Genomic DNA, 13,810 nt, shown 5'->3' with positions numbered 1-13,810 from the left:
GGGTCAAGGGGCGTACCGAGCTGCCCGGCTATGTGGAGCGTTACATGAACGGTGAGATCAACATCGACGACTTCATCACCCACGACTTGCCGTTCGATCAGATCAACGAGGCCTTCGAGCTACTGCATGCCGGCAAGAGCATCCGTACCGTGCTTCACTATTAACACGCGCCCGATGCCGCACGAAAAGCGCAACAACGAGTGATCCGCGTCCAAGGGACAAGGAGGCACCATGAGCCTGATGGACATCATCCAGCGCTGGTTCGGCGGCAAGCCCGCCGCCACGCCACAGAGCACGCCCCGTACGCCGCCACCCGCGGCGAGAAACCCCGCAAAAACGACAACACAGGGGAGCCAAGCCAACATGAGCCATCACAACGTTCACATCCATCCCGCCGTGGACGACGGCGTCAAGCCCGGCAGTGACGCCTTCACCGGTGGCAAGCTCCACTGCCACTGCGACAGTGACAGGGTTGAAGTCGCCGTCAAGGCCCAGTGCGCCCATAACCACGTCTGCGGCTGTACCAAGTGCTGGAAACCGGCCGGCGCCACCTTCTCGATGGTGGCCGTGGTGCCCCGCGACAACGTCAACGTCACCGCCCATGAGGAAAAGCTCGACGTGGTCGATTCCTCCGCCGCCATCCAGCGCCATGCCTGCAGGGGCTGCGGGGTCCACATGTACGGGCGCATCGAGAACACCGACCACCCCTTCCACGGGCTGGACTTCATTCACACCGAGCTCTCCGATGATACCGGCTGGGCGGCTCCGGAGTTTGCCGCCTTCGTCTCGTCCATCATCGAGTCGGGCGCCGACCCGGAGAACATGAGCAACGTGCGCGCTCGTCTCAACGAGCTGGGCCTGCCACCCTACGACTGCCTGTCACCGCCGCTCATGGACGCCATCGCTATCCATACCGCCAAGGCCAAAGGGGTGCTTTGACCGTACGGAAGCACTGACTGACATAGCACTGACTGACACGCCATCGGGCGCCCCGCGGGGCGCCCGATGGCGTGTCCAGTCCCACTCCGCTCCGTTACTTGAAGTTCTTGCGATACATCTTGTTGATTTCACCGACGATACCACTACGGAAACTCAGTACGCAGATGACAAAGATCAGGCCCAGGATAACACTCACCCAGTTACCCAGTGGCGACTGCGCCAGCACGTGCTGCAGGCTGACAACCAGACCGGCGCCGACGATCGGACCAAACAGCGTGCCCACACCGCCGAGCAGCGTCATCAGGATAACTTCGCCCGACATGTGCCAATGGGCATCGGTCAACGAGGCCAACTGGAAGACGATGGTCTTGGTAGAGCCCGCCAGGCCGGCTAGACCAGCGGAGATCACGAACGCCAGCAGCTTGTAGGCATCGACGTTGTAGCCCAGTGATAACGCCCGCGGCTCGTTCTCGCGAATCGCCTTGAGCACCTGGCCGAAGGGCGAGTGCACGGCTCGCTGCACGATGGCAAAGCCGATCAGGAAGATCGCGAAGACAAAATAGTACATCGCCAGATTGCTGCGCAGGCTGATGAAACCAAACAGGTCTCCCCGCGGCACGCCATGAAGGCCATCTTCGCCACCGGTGAACGGCGCCTGGATGTAGAAGAAGAACATCAGCTGCGCGAGCGCCAGTGTCACCATGGCGAAATAGATGCCCTGCCGGCGGATCGCCAGCGCACCGAAGGCGACACCCAGCACAACTGCGGCACCGGTGCCGATGAGAATACCCAGCTCCGGTGTCAGCCCGGGATAGCTCGAGAGCAGGTAGCCGGTGACGTACCCACCGGTGGCCAGGAAGGCGGCATGGCCGAAGGAGAGCAGGCCAGCGTAGCCGAGCAACAGGTTGAAGGCGCAGGCGAACAGCGCAAAGCACAGCACCTTCATCAGGAACACCGGATAGGCGACAAAGGGTGCCAACAGGCCCACTACTATCAGCACCAGATAGAAGGCGTTGCGGCGCATGTTGGCACGGCGCTGACGCTCCATGACGGGGGTCAGGGTTTGAGTCGTGGCCATGATGTCATGCCTCCTTGCCGAAGAGTCCGGCGGGTCTGAGCATCAACACCAGGATCATGACCAGGAAGATCACAGTGTTGGCTGCCTCGGGATAGTACACCTTGGTCAGGCCCTCGATCAGGCCCATGCCCAGGCCGGTCAGGATGGCCCCCAGAATCGAACCCATGCCCCCGATGACCACCACGGCAAAGACCACGATCAGCAGATTGGAGCCCATGGTCGGCGATACCGGATAGAGCGGTGCCGCCAATACGCCGGCGAAGGCAGCCAGTGCCACGCCGAAGCCGTAGGTCAGGGTGATAAGCAGCGGTACGTTGACGCCGAACGACTGCATCAACGCAGGGTTTTCGGTCCCGGCCCGCAGGTAGGCACCAAGCCGCGTACGCTCGATGATGAACCAGGTCCCCAGGCAGACGACCAGCGCTGCCAGCAGCACCCAGGCACGATAGACGGGCAGGAACATGAAGCCCGTCTGGAAGCCGCCCTGCAGAGCTTCCGGAGTCGGATATCGCGCGCCCGACACGCCGAAGAAATTGACCAGCGTGCCTTCAAAGATAAGAGCGAGGCCGAAGGTCAAAAGCAGGCCATAGAGGTGATCCAGGTGGCCGATACGCCGCAGCATCAGTCGCTCTATCACCATACCGAACAGCCCCACCACCAGTGGTGCCAATAGCAGCGCCGCCCAGTAGTTGATACCCAGGTAGCGCATGCCCAGCAGGGTGGCGAAGGCACCCAGCATGTACATCGCCCCGTGGGCGAAGTTGACGATCTTCAGCAGGCCGAAGATCACCGCCAGGCCCAGGCTCAGCAAGGCATAAAAGGCACCGTTGATCAGGCCCAGCATCAGCTGGCCCATGAACACCGCCAACGGCACCCCGAATATCATCATCATGTTAGGTTCTCCTCGCCGTCAGAGGGACGGCGGCCAGGGGCCGCCGCCGTGTCTTGCACCGCTCAGTTCTGGACCAGATTGCACTGGCTTTCGGACAGCGGACGGTAGGCTTCTTCGGCAGGAATGGTGGCGAGGATCTCATAGAGGTCCCACTCGCCGGTGGAGTCGGCCGGCGACTTCACCTGGGCCAGGTACATGTCGTGAACCATCCGGCCATCCTCGCGCAGACGGCCGTTGCGGGCGAAGAAGTCATTGATAGGCTGCTCCATCATGTACTTGCGCACGGTGGCCGTGTCGTCGCTCCCGGTCGCCTCGACCGCTTGCAGGTAGTGCATGGTGCTTGAGTAGACACCCGCCTGGACCATGGTCGGCATGCGTTCCATACGCTCGTAGTAGCGCTCGGCCCACGCACGGGCCTCCTCATCCATATCCCAGTACCAGCCAGTCGTGAGCAGCAGTCCCTGTGTGGTCTCGAGACCCATGGCATGGACATCATTCAGGAAGACCAGCAGGCCGGCTAGCTGCTGGCCCGCTTCCACCACGCCGAACTGACTGGCAGTGTTAATGGCATTGACAGTATCGGCACCGGCATTTGCCAGGCCGATGACCTTGGCGCCCGATCCCTGGGCCTGGAGGATATAAGAGGAGAAGTCGTCAGTCGGGAACGGGTGACGCACGCCGCCGACCACTTCACCGCCGCTCTCCTCTACCACCCGCGTCACGTCGCCTTCAAGTGCGTGACCGAAGGCATAGTCGGCGGTCAGCATGAACCAGGTGTCGCCGCCCTGCTGGACCACTGCCCACGCGGTGCCGTTGGCCAGCGGATAGGTGTCATACACCCAGTGGATATGGTTGGGAGAGCAGTGCTCGTTGGTGATACTCGATGCCGCCGAGCCAGATACGATGCCCAGCTTGTCGTTCTCCTTGAGCACATTGGTAACCGCAATGGTCACGGAAGACGCCACCATGCCGGCGACCATATCGACGTTGCGGGTATCGACCCATTCGCGCACGGTATTCGCACCCACGTCTGCACTGTTGCGGTCATCGGCGCTGAAGATTTCGATCGGCGCCCCGTTGACGCTGCCTCCGAAATCCTCGACGGCCATGCGCAGGGCTTCCAGTCCGCCCGGCCCGGCCAGGTCACGGTAGGTGCCGGACATGTCGGCCAGATAGCCGATGCGCACTTCCCCGTCGCTGATTTCGGCCTGGGCGGTGGTTGCTGCCAGTGCGGTGGCGGCGGCAATGGCAATGCTGCTGGCGAGGGTCTTCTTGATGAAAGTCATTTACGTCTCCGTAGTCCCATCGGGACTGCTTGTTGTTGTGGCCTGTTGTGGCTTGTTGTGGCGAACGCTGCAGCTGCAGGCGTCGCTGCTCCGGTTGTTGACGACAGTTATCATTGTGTTGAGCCGGCGGCTGAGCTCGGGGGCTCAGACTCCCAGCAGGGTATGGAGGTGATCACGCTTCGAAGGCAGCTCGGCCGCCGAGATCTCCTCGATGATTCGCCCGTGCTCCATCACGTAGTGGCGATCGGCAAGCGGTGCGGCGAAGCGGAAATTCTGCTCCACCAGCACGATGGTCATGCCCCGATCCCTGAGCTTGACCAGCACCTCGCCCAGCGTCTGCACGATGACCGGCGCCAGGCCTTCGGTAATTTCATCGAGCAGCAGCATGCGGGCACCGGTACGCAGGATGCGTGCCATGGCCAGCATCTGCTGCTCACCGCCGGAAAGGCGAGTGCCCTGGCTGCGGCGACGCTCGTAGAGGTTGGGAAACATCTCGTAGATTTCGTCGAGACTCATCCCGCCGGAGCGTACCGTGGGCGGCAGCAGCAGGTTCTCCTCGACATCGAGGCTGGCGAAGATGCCGCGCTCTTCCGGGCAGTAGCCCACACCCAGCCGTGGGATGCGGTGCGGCTTCATGTCGAGAGTCTCGGTGCCGTTGATCATGATCGAGCCGGTACGCCGGCCAACCATGTTCATGATCGCCTTGAGGGTGGTGCTTCTCCCCGCCCCGTTACGACCGAGAAGGGTGACCAGTTCGCCGCGCTTCACGTCGAAATCGACACCGTGAAGGATGTGCGACTCCCCATAGAAGGCATGCAGGTCGCTGACCCGCAACATCGCGGCATCGGCATGTTCCCGGTGCTGTGTCTTGCCGGGCTGCTCGGCTAGCTGGTTCATGCGCTGGCCTCCTCTTCCTCTACCTCGGTGCCCATGTAGGCTTCCTTGACCAGCGGATTGGCTGAAACCTCAGTGTAATCGCCTTCAGCAAGCACCGCGCCGCGGGCCAGTACGGTGATCCGGTCGCACAGCCGGCTCACTACGCTGAGATTGTGCTCGACCATCAGCACGGTACGGCCCTTGGCAACCTGACGAATCAGTTCAACGATGCGGTCGACGTCCTCGGCCCCCATGCCCTGAGTGGGCTCGTCGAGCAACATCAGGGTCGGGTCCATGGCCATTGTGGTTGCCACTTCAAGCGCCCGCTTGCGGCCATAGGGCATCTCCACGGTGAGCACATCGGCGTATTCGGCAAGCCCAACCTGATCAAGCAAGTCCATGGCGCGATCGTTGAGATGATCGAGGGTGCGTTCGGACTTCCAGAAGTGAAACGAGGTGCCGATTGGCCGCTGCAGGGCCACGCGGACGTTCTCGAGCGCGGTCATGTGGGCGAACACCGCCGATATCTGGAAGGAGCGCACGAGGCCGAGCCGGGCGATCTCGTTGGCCTTCATCTTCGTGATCGACTTGTCACGATAGAGAATCTCGCCTCGGGTCGGCGGCAGGAACTTGGTGAGGAGGTTGAAGACGGTCGTCTTGCCGGCGCCATTGGGACCGATCAAGGCGTGGATATGTCCTTCCCGGACCTGCAGGTTGACATCGTCCACGGCGGTAAAGCCGCGAAACTGCTTGGTCAACCCGCGAGTCTCCAGTATGAACTCCTGGGTCATGTGACGTCCTCTCTGGATCGCCGCTGGCGATACGCGCTGATTTGTTGTCTTTGTCATGAAAGCAGTGGCTGCGATGGTCCAGCCTGGGACTTTCTAACCTTTACGTTAACGTAAGCTAGAGGAGAGATACCCGCAGGGCAACTCCTGAAACGTCGAACTCGACCAATGGAGTAGATGGCCGAGACTTCAATAGCTTGCAAACAAAAACGCGATGCCGCAGAGGGCATCGCGTAGGATCAGCATAGACAGTTGATACGAAAGCGTCTTTATCGTTTAGCACTCAATGGCGTTGACCGCCAGCCCGCCACGGGATGTCTCCTTGTACTTTTCCTGCATGTCGCGGCCGGTGTCGCGCATGGTACGGATCACCTTATCCAGTGAGATGAAGTGCTCACCATCTCCTCGTAGGGCCATCTGCGCTGCATTGATCGCCTTGACCGAAGCGATGGCGTTGCGCTCAATGCACGGAACCTGGACCAGGCCACCCACCGGGTCGCAGGTCAGTCCTAGATTGTGTTCCAGGCCGATCTCGGCCGCGTTCTCCACCTGGGCCACGCTGCCCCCCATGACCTCGGCAAGACCGGCAGCCGCCATGGCACAGGCCGACCCCACCTCGCCCTGACAGCCAACCTCGGCGCCAGAGATGGAAGCGTTCTTCTTGCACAGCATCCCTACGGCGCCGGCGGCGAGCAGGAAGTCAACCACGTCCCGCTCGCTGGCACCGGCCTTGAATTTCATATAGTAGTGCAGCACTGCAGGGATGATGCCCGCCGCGCCGTTGGTTGGGGCAGTGACCATGCGCCCACCGGCGGCATTCTCCTCGTTGACCGCCAGGGCGAAGACATTGACCCAGTCCATGGCCGAAAACGTCGAGGCAATCACGCAGGCGTCATCTTCCGCCGCCAGCAGGTGGCGATGCAGCGTCGCGGCACGGCGGCGTACATTGAGTCCACCGGGCAGCACCCCCTCGTTATTCAAGCCGGTCTCGACGCAGGCCTGCATCGCCTCCCACACTTCCCAGAGCCCGGCGCGCACTTCCGCCTCGCTGCGCCAGGCCTTCTCGTTCTCCATCATCAGTTCGCTGATGCGCAGGTCGTGCATGCGGCATAGCGCCATGAGTTCGGCGGCGGAGTTGAAGTCGTAGGGTAGCGTCGTGTTATCGGCGTCCAGTTTGCCGCAAGCGGCCTGGGCCTCGTCGACCACGAAGCCGCCACCCACGGAATAATAGGTGTTGCGCCATAACTCGTCGCCATGGCTATGAGCTACCAGGGTCATGGCATTGGGGTGATAGCGCAGACACTCCTCGTGCCACTGCATGTCACGGGCCCAGAGAAAGGGGATCGACAAACGGCCGTCGAGCTGTAGCGTATTGGACTCGAAGAGCTCCTCGAGACAGGGGCCGACGATGGACGGATCGATCTGGTCGGGGCGCTCCCCCATCAGGCCCATGATCACCGCCCTGTCGGTGCCATGGCCCTTGCCGGTGGCGCAGAGCGAGCCGAACAGTCGTACCTCGATTCGCGCAACCCGCTCCAGCATGTCCTGCTCGCGCAGCGCCTGGACGAAGTCGAAGGCGGCGCGCATCGGACCAACGGTGTGGGAGCTGGAGGGGCCTATGCCGATCTTGAACAGATCGAAGACACTGATTGCCATGTAATCACCTTATCCTGGTCGGCGGCTGCCGATCGTATCCGTTCCGAAGCAGTCAAGAATGGATGAGCCTCACTAAACACTATTGCCATCCAAACACGTTGGACTCTATGGTGGGGCTGAAGACACCCTCGAACAAACGAGAATATCTCCCTACTGAGTATAGAATGCCTAAATCATGAGCCGCCTACTCCATGCTCAGACTCACGCCTGGCTAAAGGTGTTCGCCATCAGCGCCCGCCACCTCTCCTTCACTCGCGCCGCCGAGGAGCTGCACGTGACCACCGGGGCGGTCAGCCAGCAGATCAAGCAGCTGGAAGAGCGTCTGGGGTTCAAGTTGTTCCGTCGCCTGCCGCGTCGTCTGGAGCTGACCGAGGAGGGACGCCGACTGGCCGATGTGGTGGAAGAGGCCTACCAGTCGGTCGGCCTCGAAGTGAAGCGCCTGCGCAGCGGCGTGATGAGCGGCATCATTCGGGTACGCAGCGTACCCGCCTTCCTCAGCAAGTGGCTGATGCCGCGACTGCCGCGACTGCAGGCGCGCTTTCCCGACATCGAGCTGCAGATCATCGCCGAGGACAGCAGCTTGTCGCTGCGCGAGGGGGAGTTCGACCTGGCCATCGACCTCAATGACGGCCACTACCCTGGCCTGGCCATCACGCCGCTGATGGAGGAGGTGATCTTCCCGGTCTGCGCGCCGTCCCTGTTGCGGCACCGGCCATCCCTGTCGCGCCCCGAGGAGCTGGCCTGGTACCCACTACTGCATGACGTCACCGCCTGGCGTGGCGGGCACCCATACGCCGAATGGGAACACTACCTTGAAGCGGTGGATGCGCCCCCACTCAATGCTCGCCGCGGCTATACCTTCAATCGACATCGTTTGACCATGGAGGCGGCGGTTGCCGGCATGGGTGTCGCCATCGCCCGCCAGGCGCTGCTCACCAATGAGCTCAGCACGGGCGCCTTGATCGCGCCCTTTCCCCAACGAATTCCTACCGGCAAGCGCTACGGAATTGTGCACACCAGCGGCGCGCTGGACGACCGCCGAGTGGCCGCGGTTCACGACTGGATCGTGGAGGAGGCAAACCGGGTAATCCCCGATGGCGAACCGCGCGTAGGCAGCGCGAAATGATGACGATAGAATGACGCGCTGACCACTGCCCCGGATCTTCCCGATGCCCGATGACTCACCGCCCGCCCACCCCTGGCCAATCGGCTTTCGCGCCACCTGTGTCCGCGCCACCCTCTATGTACTGCTCATCGCCGCCCTGGCCCAGGGCGCCTACTATGAGGCCCTCCACTTTCACGAGATCCGCTTCTCGGAGCAGGGCTTTATCGAGCTGGCCCAGAGCGCACTGCTGGCCACCGCATCGGCGCTGCTGCTCTACACGCGCCAGGTGCTGAGGACGATGCCCAACGTGTCACTACTGATGTTTGCCTTCGTGTTCAGCTCACTGATCCGCGAGCAGGATTACTGGCTGGACCTGTGGGTGGCCGAGCACACCTGGAAGGTGCTGGTCACGCTGGTTATCGTCCCTATCCTGTACTGGGTCATTCGCCATCGCGAACGCTTTGCCGAGGAGTTCGCCGGCTATGCCAACAGCTTCTCGTTCGGCCTGTTCGCCGCCGGCGTGCTGACGACCTATGTCTTCTCGCGACTCTATGGACGCAGCGCCTTCTGGGAAGCAGTCCTCCAGGAGAGATACTTGCGCACCTTCAAGGACGCCGCCGAAGAGACGGTGGAGCTGCTGGGCTATGCACTGATCATGATCGCCGTGATCGAGCTTGCCCTGCTGGCGCGACGCTGGCACAGCGCACGAAGAGACTGAACGAACGCCCTGGCGTGTACCCCGCAAGGTATGGGGACATTCCAACGACAACGCCCGCTGCCAAGGCAGCGGGCGTTGTCGTTACAGACCCATTGAAAACCGATCATTGCCAACCGGTGAGGAGGCGATTTATTCGTCGAGGAACGAGCGCAGCGGTTCCGAGCGACTCGGGTGACGCAGCTTGCGCAATGCCTTGGCCTCGATCTGGCGGATCCGCTCACGGGTGACATCGAACTGCTTGCCGACCTCCTCGAGGGTATGGTCGGTATTCATGTCGATGCCGAAACGCATGCGCAGCACCTTGGCCTCACGCGCGGTAAGCCCACCCAGGACGTTACGAGTCGCCTCGATCAGGCCTTCACCGGTGGCCAGGTCGACCGGCAGCAGCATGGTGCCGTCCTCGATGAAATCGCCGAGGTGCGAGTCGTCGTCATCACCGATGGGCGTCTCCATGGAGATCGGCTCCTTGGCGATCTTGAGCACCTTGCGCACCTTATCCTCGGGCATCTCGAGACGCTCGCCGAGCTCCTCGGGTGTGGGCTCGCGCCCCATCTCCTGGAGCATCTGCCGCGACACGCGGTTGAGCTTGTTGATGGTCTCGATCATGTGCACCGGGATACGAATGGTGCGCGCCTGATCGGCGATGGAGCGAGTGATCGCCTGGCGAATCCACCAGGTGGCGTAGGTGGAAAACTTGTAGCCGCGCCGGTACTCGAACTTGTCCACCGCCTTCATCAGGCCGATGTTGCCCTCCTGGATCAGATCCAGGAACTGCAGCCCACGGTTGGTGTACTTCTTGGCGATCGAGATGACCAGGCGCAGGTTGGCCTCGACCATCTCCTTCTTGGCCCGGCGCGCCTTGGCCTCGCCGATGGAGAGCCGGCGATTGATCTCCTTGAGCTCGGGCACCGCCAGCTGGACCATGTCCTCCTCGAAGGCGATTCGGCGCTGTGAGCGCTGAATGTCACCACGCATGGCCTCGAGACGGTCGGCATACTTGCCGTGGTTGCCGATGAAGTCGTCGAGCCAGTCCTGGCGCGACTCGTTGCCCGGAAATGCCTTGATGAACGTCTTGCGCGGTACCCGCGCCTTTTTGACGAACAGCTGCATGACCGCCTTTTCCTGGGCCCTCACCTGTTCGACGCTGATCCGCACCTGATTGACCAGGCGCTCGAAGTGCTTCGGCACCAGCTTGATCGGCGAGAACAGCTCGGCCAGCCGATTCATTTCGACCCGGGCTTCTGGAGAGTGACGGCCGTGCGCCTCGATGGCGGCACGCACCAGCTCGTTCTGCTGGCGAATCTGCTCGAAGCGCGCCTTGGCTTCCTCGGGGTCGGGACCACCGGTGGTCTCTTCCTCGGCCTCGCCATCCTCGTCGTCGTCTTCGCTCGCCTCTTCGTCCCTCGGTTCCTCTTCGGGCACTTCGGCCTCGGCGACACCAGGAATCCCCTCATCGGGATCGATGAAGCCGGAGAACAGGTCCGACAGCCGGCCGGGCGCTTCCTCATCCTGAGTCGCGTCATAGGCGTCGAGAATCGATTCCACGGCACCGGGCAGCCAGGCCAACGCCGACATGACTTCTCGAGTGCCCTCCTCGATGCGTTTGGCGATTTCGATTTCGCCTTCACGGGTCAGCAGTTCGACGGTGCCCATTTCACGCATGTACATGCGCACCGGATCGGTGGTCCGTCCTACGTCGCTCTCCACCGCGGCCAGCGCGGCCACTGCCTCTTCGGCCGCCGACTCGTCGGTGGAGTGATCAGACATCATCAGGGTATCTTCATCGGGGGCTTCCTCGACGACACTGATGCCCATGTCATTGATCATGCCGATGATATCTTCCACCTGATCGGGATCGGCGATATCTTCGGGAAGGTGGTCGTTGACCTCGGCATAGGTCAGGTAACCCTGTTCCTTGCCGCGCGCGATCAACTCCTTCAGACGTGACTGCTGCTGCGCATTTCCAGCCATAGAAACCCTATCTCGACGAAGAAGAATGAAGCACCTGAAGCGCTGGGTGGAGAAAACTCATGAAGCCGAATAGTATAGCGGTTAATCACGCCTTTCCGCCAGCTCGACCCATTTGCTCGGTCACTCAGGTGTGTTAATTTATCCGGTTGTGCTGTCGCGGGGGCCGAATCCATGCTCCCTATGTGGTGATGGTAGAAAAGAATTCAACCCCTCCCCAACACCCTTCGCCATCCAGGCACTTGCATTTCAGCTTCCCAGCTCGGCCAACAGCGCCATGAGCCGCTGCCGCTCCTCAGGCGAAAGCCGTTCTCCCGAACGCTGCTTTGCCAGCAGCGCATCGATCTGTTCCTGGCACGATGGCCGCATCTGGCGCCGGCGAAAATGCTCAACCAGGCCATCGAGCTCCTGGGCTCGGGCGTCACGAGGAATGAGCATCTCGCGCTTCACTAGCGCCGCCAGCCGCTGACCCTGGTCGCTGCCGTGAAAGTGCGCCAGCAACACCTGCCCGCTGCGATAGCGACCCGCACGCAACAGGCGCACCACCTCGCGGCAAAGCGGGACATCCGGATCCCCCTCGGGGTACCAGTCTTCCGCGTCGGGCAGCCGCTCTACCAATATCGGCTCATGCACCAACAACTGAAGTATTCGCCCCACCAGTCCCACCGACACCCGGTCGGAACGCGCCGCAACACCCGCCTCCTTCACGGCCGTCGATGCCGCCGAAGCGGGGGCGACTTCCGCCTCGGCAGAGTGGCCCACACCACTTCCGTACCGCGCCATCAACGTCTCGAAGCGTGATCGTTCGACACCGGTACGCCGCGATAGCTCATTGAGCATCAGCGATTTCAGCAGACCCTCCGGCAGTTCGCCGATGGCCGCCAGCACCTGGCTGGCATAGCGCTCGCGGTCCTCGATGCGGGCCAGATCACGTCCCCGGGCCGCCTGGTCGAAAAGAAACTCCGACAGCGGGCTGGCACAGGTGATTCGGTCGACAAAGGCCTCTGCCCCCTCGCGCCGCACCAGGGTATCCGGATCCTCCCCCTCGGGCAGGAACAGGAATCGCGCCTGCCGACCATCGATCATCAGCGGCAAGACGACTTCCAACGCCCGGCTGGCCGCCTGGCGGCCGGCCCGGTCCCCGTCGAAGCAGAACACCACCTCGTCGACCATGCGGAACAGGCGCGACAGATGATCTTCGCTGGTCGAGGTGCCCAGGGTAGCCACCGCATTGCGAATTCCAAACTGGGCCAGGGCCACTACGTCCATGTAGCCTTCGACGATCACCAACCGCTCCAGCCGAGTGTTGGCCTGGCGTGCCTCGAACAGCCCGTAGAGCTCGCGCCCCTTGTGAAACACCGGTGTTTCGGGCGAGTTCAAGTACTTGGGCTTGGCATCGCCCAGCACCCGCCCGCCGAAGGCGATGGTTCGGCCACGAACGTCGCGAATCGGGAATATCACCCGATCGCGGAAGCGATCGTAGGTTCGCCCACTCTCTTCGCGGTGAACCAGCAGCCCGTACTCGATCTGAACGGCCTCGGGAATGTCTCGCGCCGACAGATGGCGCTTGAGAGACTCCCACTCGTCCGGCGCATACCCGATACCGAATGCGGCCTGGATCTCGGGCGAAAGCCCGCGCTCTGCAAGATAGTGGCGAGCACCCTGCCCTTCCGGCATCTTGAGGCGCTCCCGAAAGAAGCTTGCCGACAGCTCCAGCAGGTTGACGCCCTCCTGGCGCTTGCGCTCCCGTGCCTGGGCACGGGGGTCGTCGGCTCCTTCCCGCGGTACTTCCAGGCCAAGCCGGGAGGCCAGCTGCTCGACGGCCTCGGGGAATGGCAGGTTGTCGTACTCCATCAGGAATCGCAGGGCGTTGCCGTGGGCGCCGCAGCCGAAACAGTGGTAGAACTGCTTGTCGGCGCTGACGGTGAACGACGGCGTCTTTTCCTGATGAAACGGGCAAAGCCCGGCATGATTGCGCCCGGCCTTCTTCAGCTGCACCCGCTCACCCACCACTTCGACCACGTCGACGCGAGCCAGCAGGTCATCGATGAAACGCTGCGGTATCTGACCGGCCATGCGGGTATCGCCTCCTCCAGACTGGACAGGCGGATCAAGGGCGTGGCGGGCTCAGCGGAAAAACAAACGGCCACCCGCCGGCGGCCGCTTGGTCATCCTTCCGGAACAGCCGATGCAGAACGCGTCGACTACCCCATCGTACGGATCAATAGAGCCTTTCGAAACGCTTCCGCTCACGCTGGAGCTTCTTGGCGTGACGCTTCACCGCGGCGGCTGCCTTGCGCTTGCGCTCTGCAGTCGGCTTCTCGTAGTGCTCGCGACGGCGAACCTCGGACAGAATGCCGGCTTTTTCGCAGGAACGCTTGAAACGACGCAGCGCTACGTCAAACGGCTCATTATCACGTACTTTTACAGAAGGCATTAAGCACTCACCTACCTTAAAATTTCTTGAGTTCGGTTTGTACGCACACCCCCTTCGGACCACTCCC

12 protein-coding genes and 1 pseudogene are annotated in these 13,810 nt (G+C 62.2%); 4 read left to right on the top strand and 9 right to left on the bottom strand.

Annotated features, from left to right (window positions below):
- Together DU505_RS22930 and gfa are read left to right on the top strand one after the other, a co-directional pair.
- Nucleotides 1-164, top strand: a pseudogene (locus tag DU505_RS22930) (S-(hydroxymethyl)glutathione dehydrogenase); the annotation flags it as partial.
- 67 nt (nucleotides 165-231) lie between these two features.
- A complete protein-coding gene (gfa, locus tag DU505_RS16730) occupies nucleotides 232-939 on the top strand; it encodes an S-(hydroxymethyl)glutathione synthase (protein ID WP_245948015.1) in 708 nt (235 codons plus the stop codon).
- A gap of 94 nt (nucleotides 940-1,033) precedes the next feature.
- Here gfa and DU505_RS16725 read toward each other — a convergent pair whose 3' ends face one another.
- From DU505_RS16725 to DU505_RS16700, 6 genes are all read right to left on the bottom strand, one after another.
- Nucleotides 1,034-2,017, bottom strand: a complete 984-nt coding sequence (locus tag DU505_RS16725; protein WP_114480117.1) for a branched-chain amino acid ABC transporter permease — start codon at nucleotides 2,015-2,017, stop codon at nucleotides 1,034-1,036.
- A 4-nt stretch (nucleotides 2,018-2,021) separates the two neighbouring features.
- Complete coding sequence (locus DU505_RS16720) at nucleotides 2,022-2,909, bottom strand: branched-chain amino acid ABC transporter permease (protein WP_114480116.1); 888 nt, start codon at nucleotides 2,907-2,909, stop codon at nucleotides 2,022-2,024.
- A gap of 62 nt (nucleotides 2,910-2,971) precedes the next feature.
- Nucleotides 2,972-4,195, bottom strand: coding sequence for an ABC transporter substrate-binding protein (locus tag DU505_RS16715; RefSeq protein WP_114480115.1), 1,224 nt, complete (start codon nucleotides 4,193-4,195; stop codon nucleotides 2,972-2,974).
- Nucleotides 4,196-4,339: 144 nt separating this feature from the next.
- Nucleotides 4,340-5,092 (bottom strand): ABC transporter ATP-binding protein, encoded by a 753-nt coding sequence (locus DU505_RS16710; RefSeq protein ID WP_245948013.1) that lies wholly within the window; start codon nucleotides 5,090-5,092, stop codon nucleotides 4,340-4,342.
- Entirely contained in the window at nucleotides 5,089-5,862 is a 774-nt protein-coding gene (locus DU505_RS16705) for an ABC transporter ATP-binding protein (protein WP_114480114.1), read from the bottom strand. The genes DU505_RS16710 and DU505_RS16705 overlap by 4 nt, the downstream gene beginning before the upstream one ends.
- A gap of 273 nt (nucleotides 5,863-6,135) precedes the next feature.
- Nucleotides 6,136-7,515 (bottom strand): L-serine ammonia-lyase, encoded by a 1,380-nt coding sequence (locus DU505_RS16700; RefSeq protein ID WP_114480113.1) that lies wholly within the window; start codon nucleotides 7,513-7,515, stop codon nucleotides 6,136-6,138.
- A 175-nt stretch (nucleotides 7,516-7,690) separates the two neighbouring features.
- Here DU505_RS16700 and DU505_RS16695 point away from each other — a divergent pair, with 175 nt between their 5' ends.
- Nucleotides 7,691-8,641, top strand: coding sequence for a LysR substrate-binding domain-containing protein (locus DU505_RS16695; RefSeq protein ID WP_114480112.1), 951 nt, complete (start codon nucleotides 7,691-7,693; stop codon nucleotides 8,639-8,641).
- Between the two features lie 43 nt (nucleotides 8,642-8,684).
- On the top strand, nucleotides 8,685-9,338 hold the full coding sequence (locus DU505_RS16690) for a hypothetical protein (protein ID WP_114480111.1): 654 nt from the start codon (nucleotides 8,685-8,687) through the stop codon (nucleotides 9,336-9,338).
- A 129-nt stretch (nucleotides 9,339-9,467) separates the two neighbouring features.
- On the opposite strand, the gene rpoD is transcribed toward DU505_RS16690, so the two are convergent.
- The 3 genes from rpoD to rpsU all read right to left on the bottom strand — a co-directional run bounded on the left by rpoD (nucleotide 9,468) and on the right by rpsU (nucleotide 13,743).
- Nucleotides 9,468-11,309: an RNA polymerase sigma factor RpoD gene (rpoD, locus tag DU505_RS16685; protein ID WP_114480110.1), complete on the bottom strand. Its 1,842-nt coding sequence runs from the start codon at nucleotides 11,307-11,309 to the stop codon at nucleotides 9,468-9,470.
- Nucleotides 11,310-11,555: 246 nt separating this feature from the next.
- A complete protein-coding gene (gene dnaG, locus DU505_RS16680; protein WP_114480109.1) occupies nucleotides 11,556-13,382 on the bottom strand; it encodes a DNA primase in 1,827 nt (608 codons plus the stop codon).
- A gap of 145 nt (nucleotides 13,383-13,527) precedes the next feature.
- The gene (rpsU, locus tag DU505_RS16675; protein ID WP_010629611.1) at nucleotides 13,528-13,743 is read right to left on the bottom strand and encodes a 30S ribosomal protein S21; all 216 of its coding nucleotides are present in this window, start codon (nucleotides 13,741-13,743) and stop codon (nucleotides 13,528-13,530) included.
- Nucleotides 13,744-13,810: the final 67 nt, after the last annotated feature.

It is taken from the genome of Billgrantia montanilacus (genome assembly GCF_003336675.1).
GTDB classification, from domain to species: Bacteria; Pseudomonadota; Gammaproteobacteria; order Pseudomonadales; family Halomonadaceae; genus Halomonas; species Halomonas montanilacus.
The sequence above is the reverse complement of the archived record's forward strand: the minus strand, read 5'-3'. Positions and strand labels throughout refer to the sequence as shown.

What these genes read in the sequence shown, in the direction of transcription:
- gfa (WP_245948015.1), top strand. Translation starts at nt 232, where the DNA reads ATGAGCCTGATGGACATCATCCAGCGCTGGTTCGGCGGCAAGCCCGCC.
- DU505_RS16725 (WP_114480117.1), bottom strand. Translation starts at nt 2,017, where the DNA reads ATGGCCACGACTCAAACCCTGACCCCCGTCATGGAGCGTCAGCGCCGT.
- DU505_RS16720 (WP_114480116.1), bottom strand. Translation starts at nt 2,909, where the DNA reads ATGATGATGATATTCGGGGTGCCGTTGGCGGTGTTCATGGGCCAGCTG.
- DU505_RS16715 (WP_114480115.1), bottom strand. Translation starts at nt 4,195, where the DNA reads ATGACTTTCATCAAGAAGACCCTCGCCAGCAGCATTGCCATTGCCGCC.
- DU505_RS16710 (WP_245948013.1), bottom strand. Translation starts at nt 5,092, where the DNA reads ATGAACCAGCTAGCCGAGCAGCCCGGCAAGACACAGCACCGGGAACAT.
- DU505_RS16705 (WP_114480114.1), bottom strand. Translation starts at nt 5,862, where the DNA reads ATGACCCAGGAGTTCATACTGGAGACTCGCGGGTTGACCAAGCAGTTT.
- DU505_RS16700 (WP_114480113.1), bottom strand. Translation starts at nt 7,515, where the DNA reads ATGGCAATCAGTGTCTTCGATCTGTTCAAGATCGGCATAGGCCCCTCC.
- DU505_RS16695 (WP_114480112.1), top strand. Translation starts at nt 7,691, where the DNA reads ATGAGCCGCCTACTCCATGCTCAGACTCACGCCTGGCTAAAGGTGTTC.
- DU505_RS16690 (WP_114480111.1), top strand. Translation starts at nt 8,685, where the DNA reads ATGCCCGATGACTCACCGCCCGCCCACCCCTGGCCAATCGGCTTTCGC.
- rpoD (WP_114480110.1), bottom strand. Translation starts at nt 11,309, where the DNA reads ATGGCTGGAAATGCGCAGCAGCAGTCACGTCTGAAGGAGTTGATCGCG.
- dnaG (WP_114480109.1), bottom strand. Translation starts at nt 13,382, where the DNA reads ATGGCCGGTCAGATACCGCAGCGTTTCATCGATGACCTGCTGGCTCGC.
- rpsU (WP_010629611.1), bottom strand. Translation starts at nt 13,743, where the DNA reads ATGCCTTCTGTAAAAGTACGTGATAATGAGCCGTTTGACGTAGCGCTG.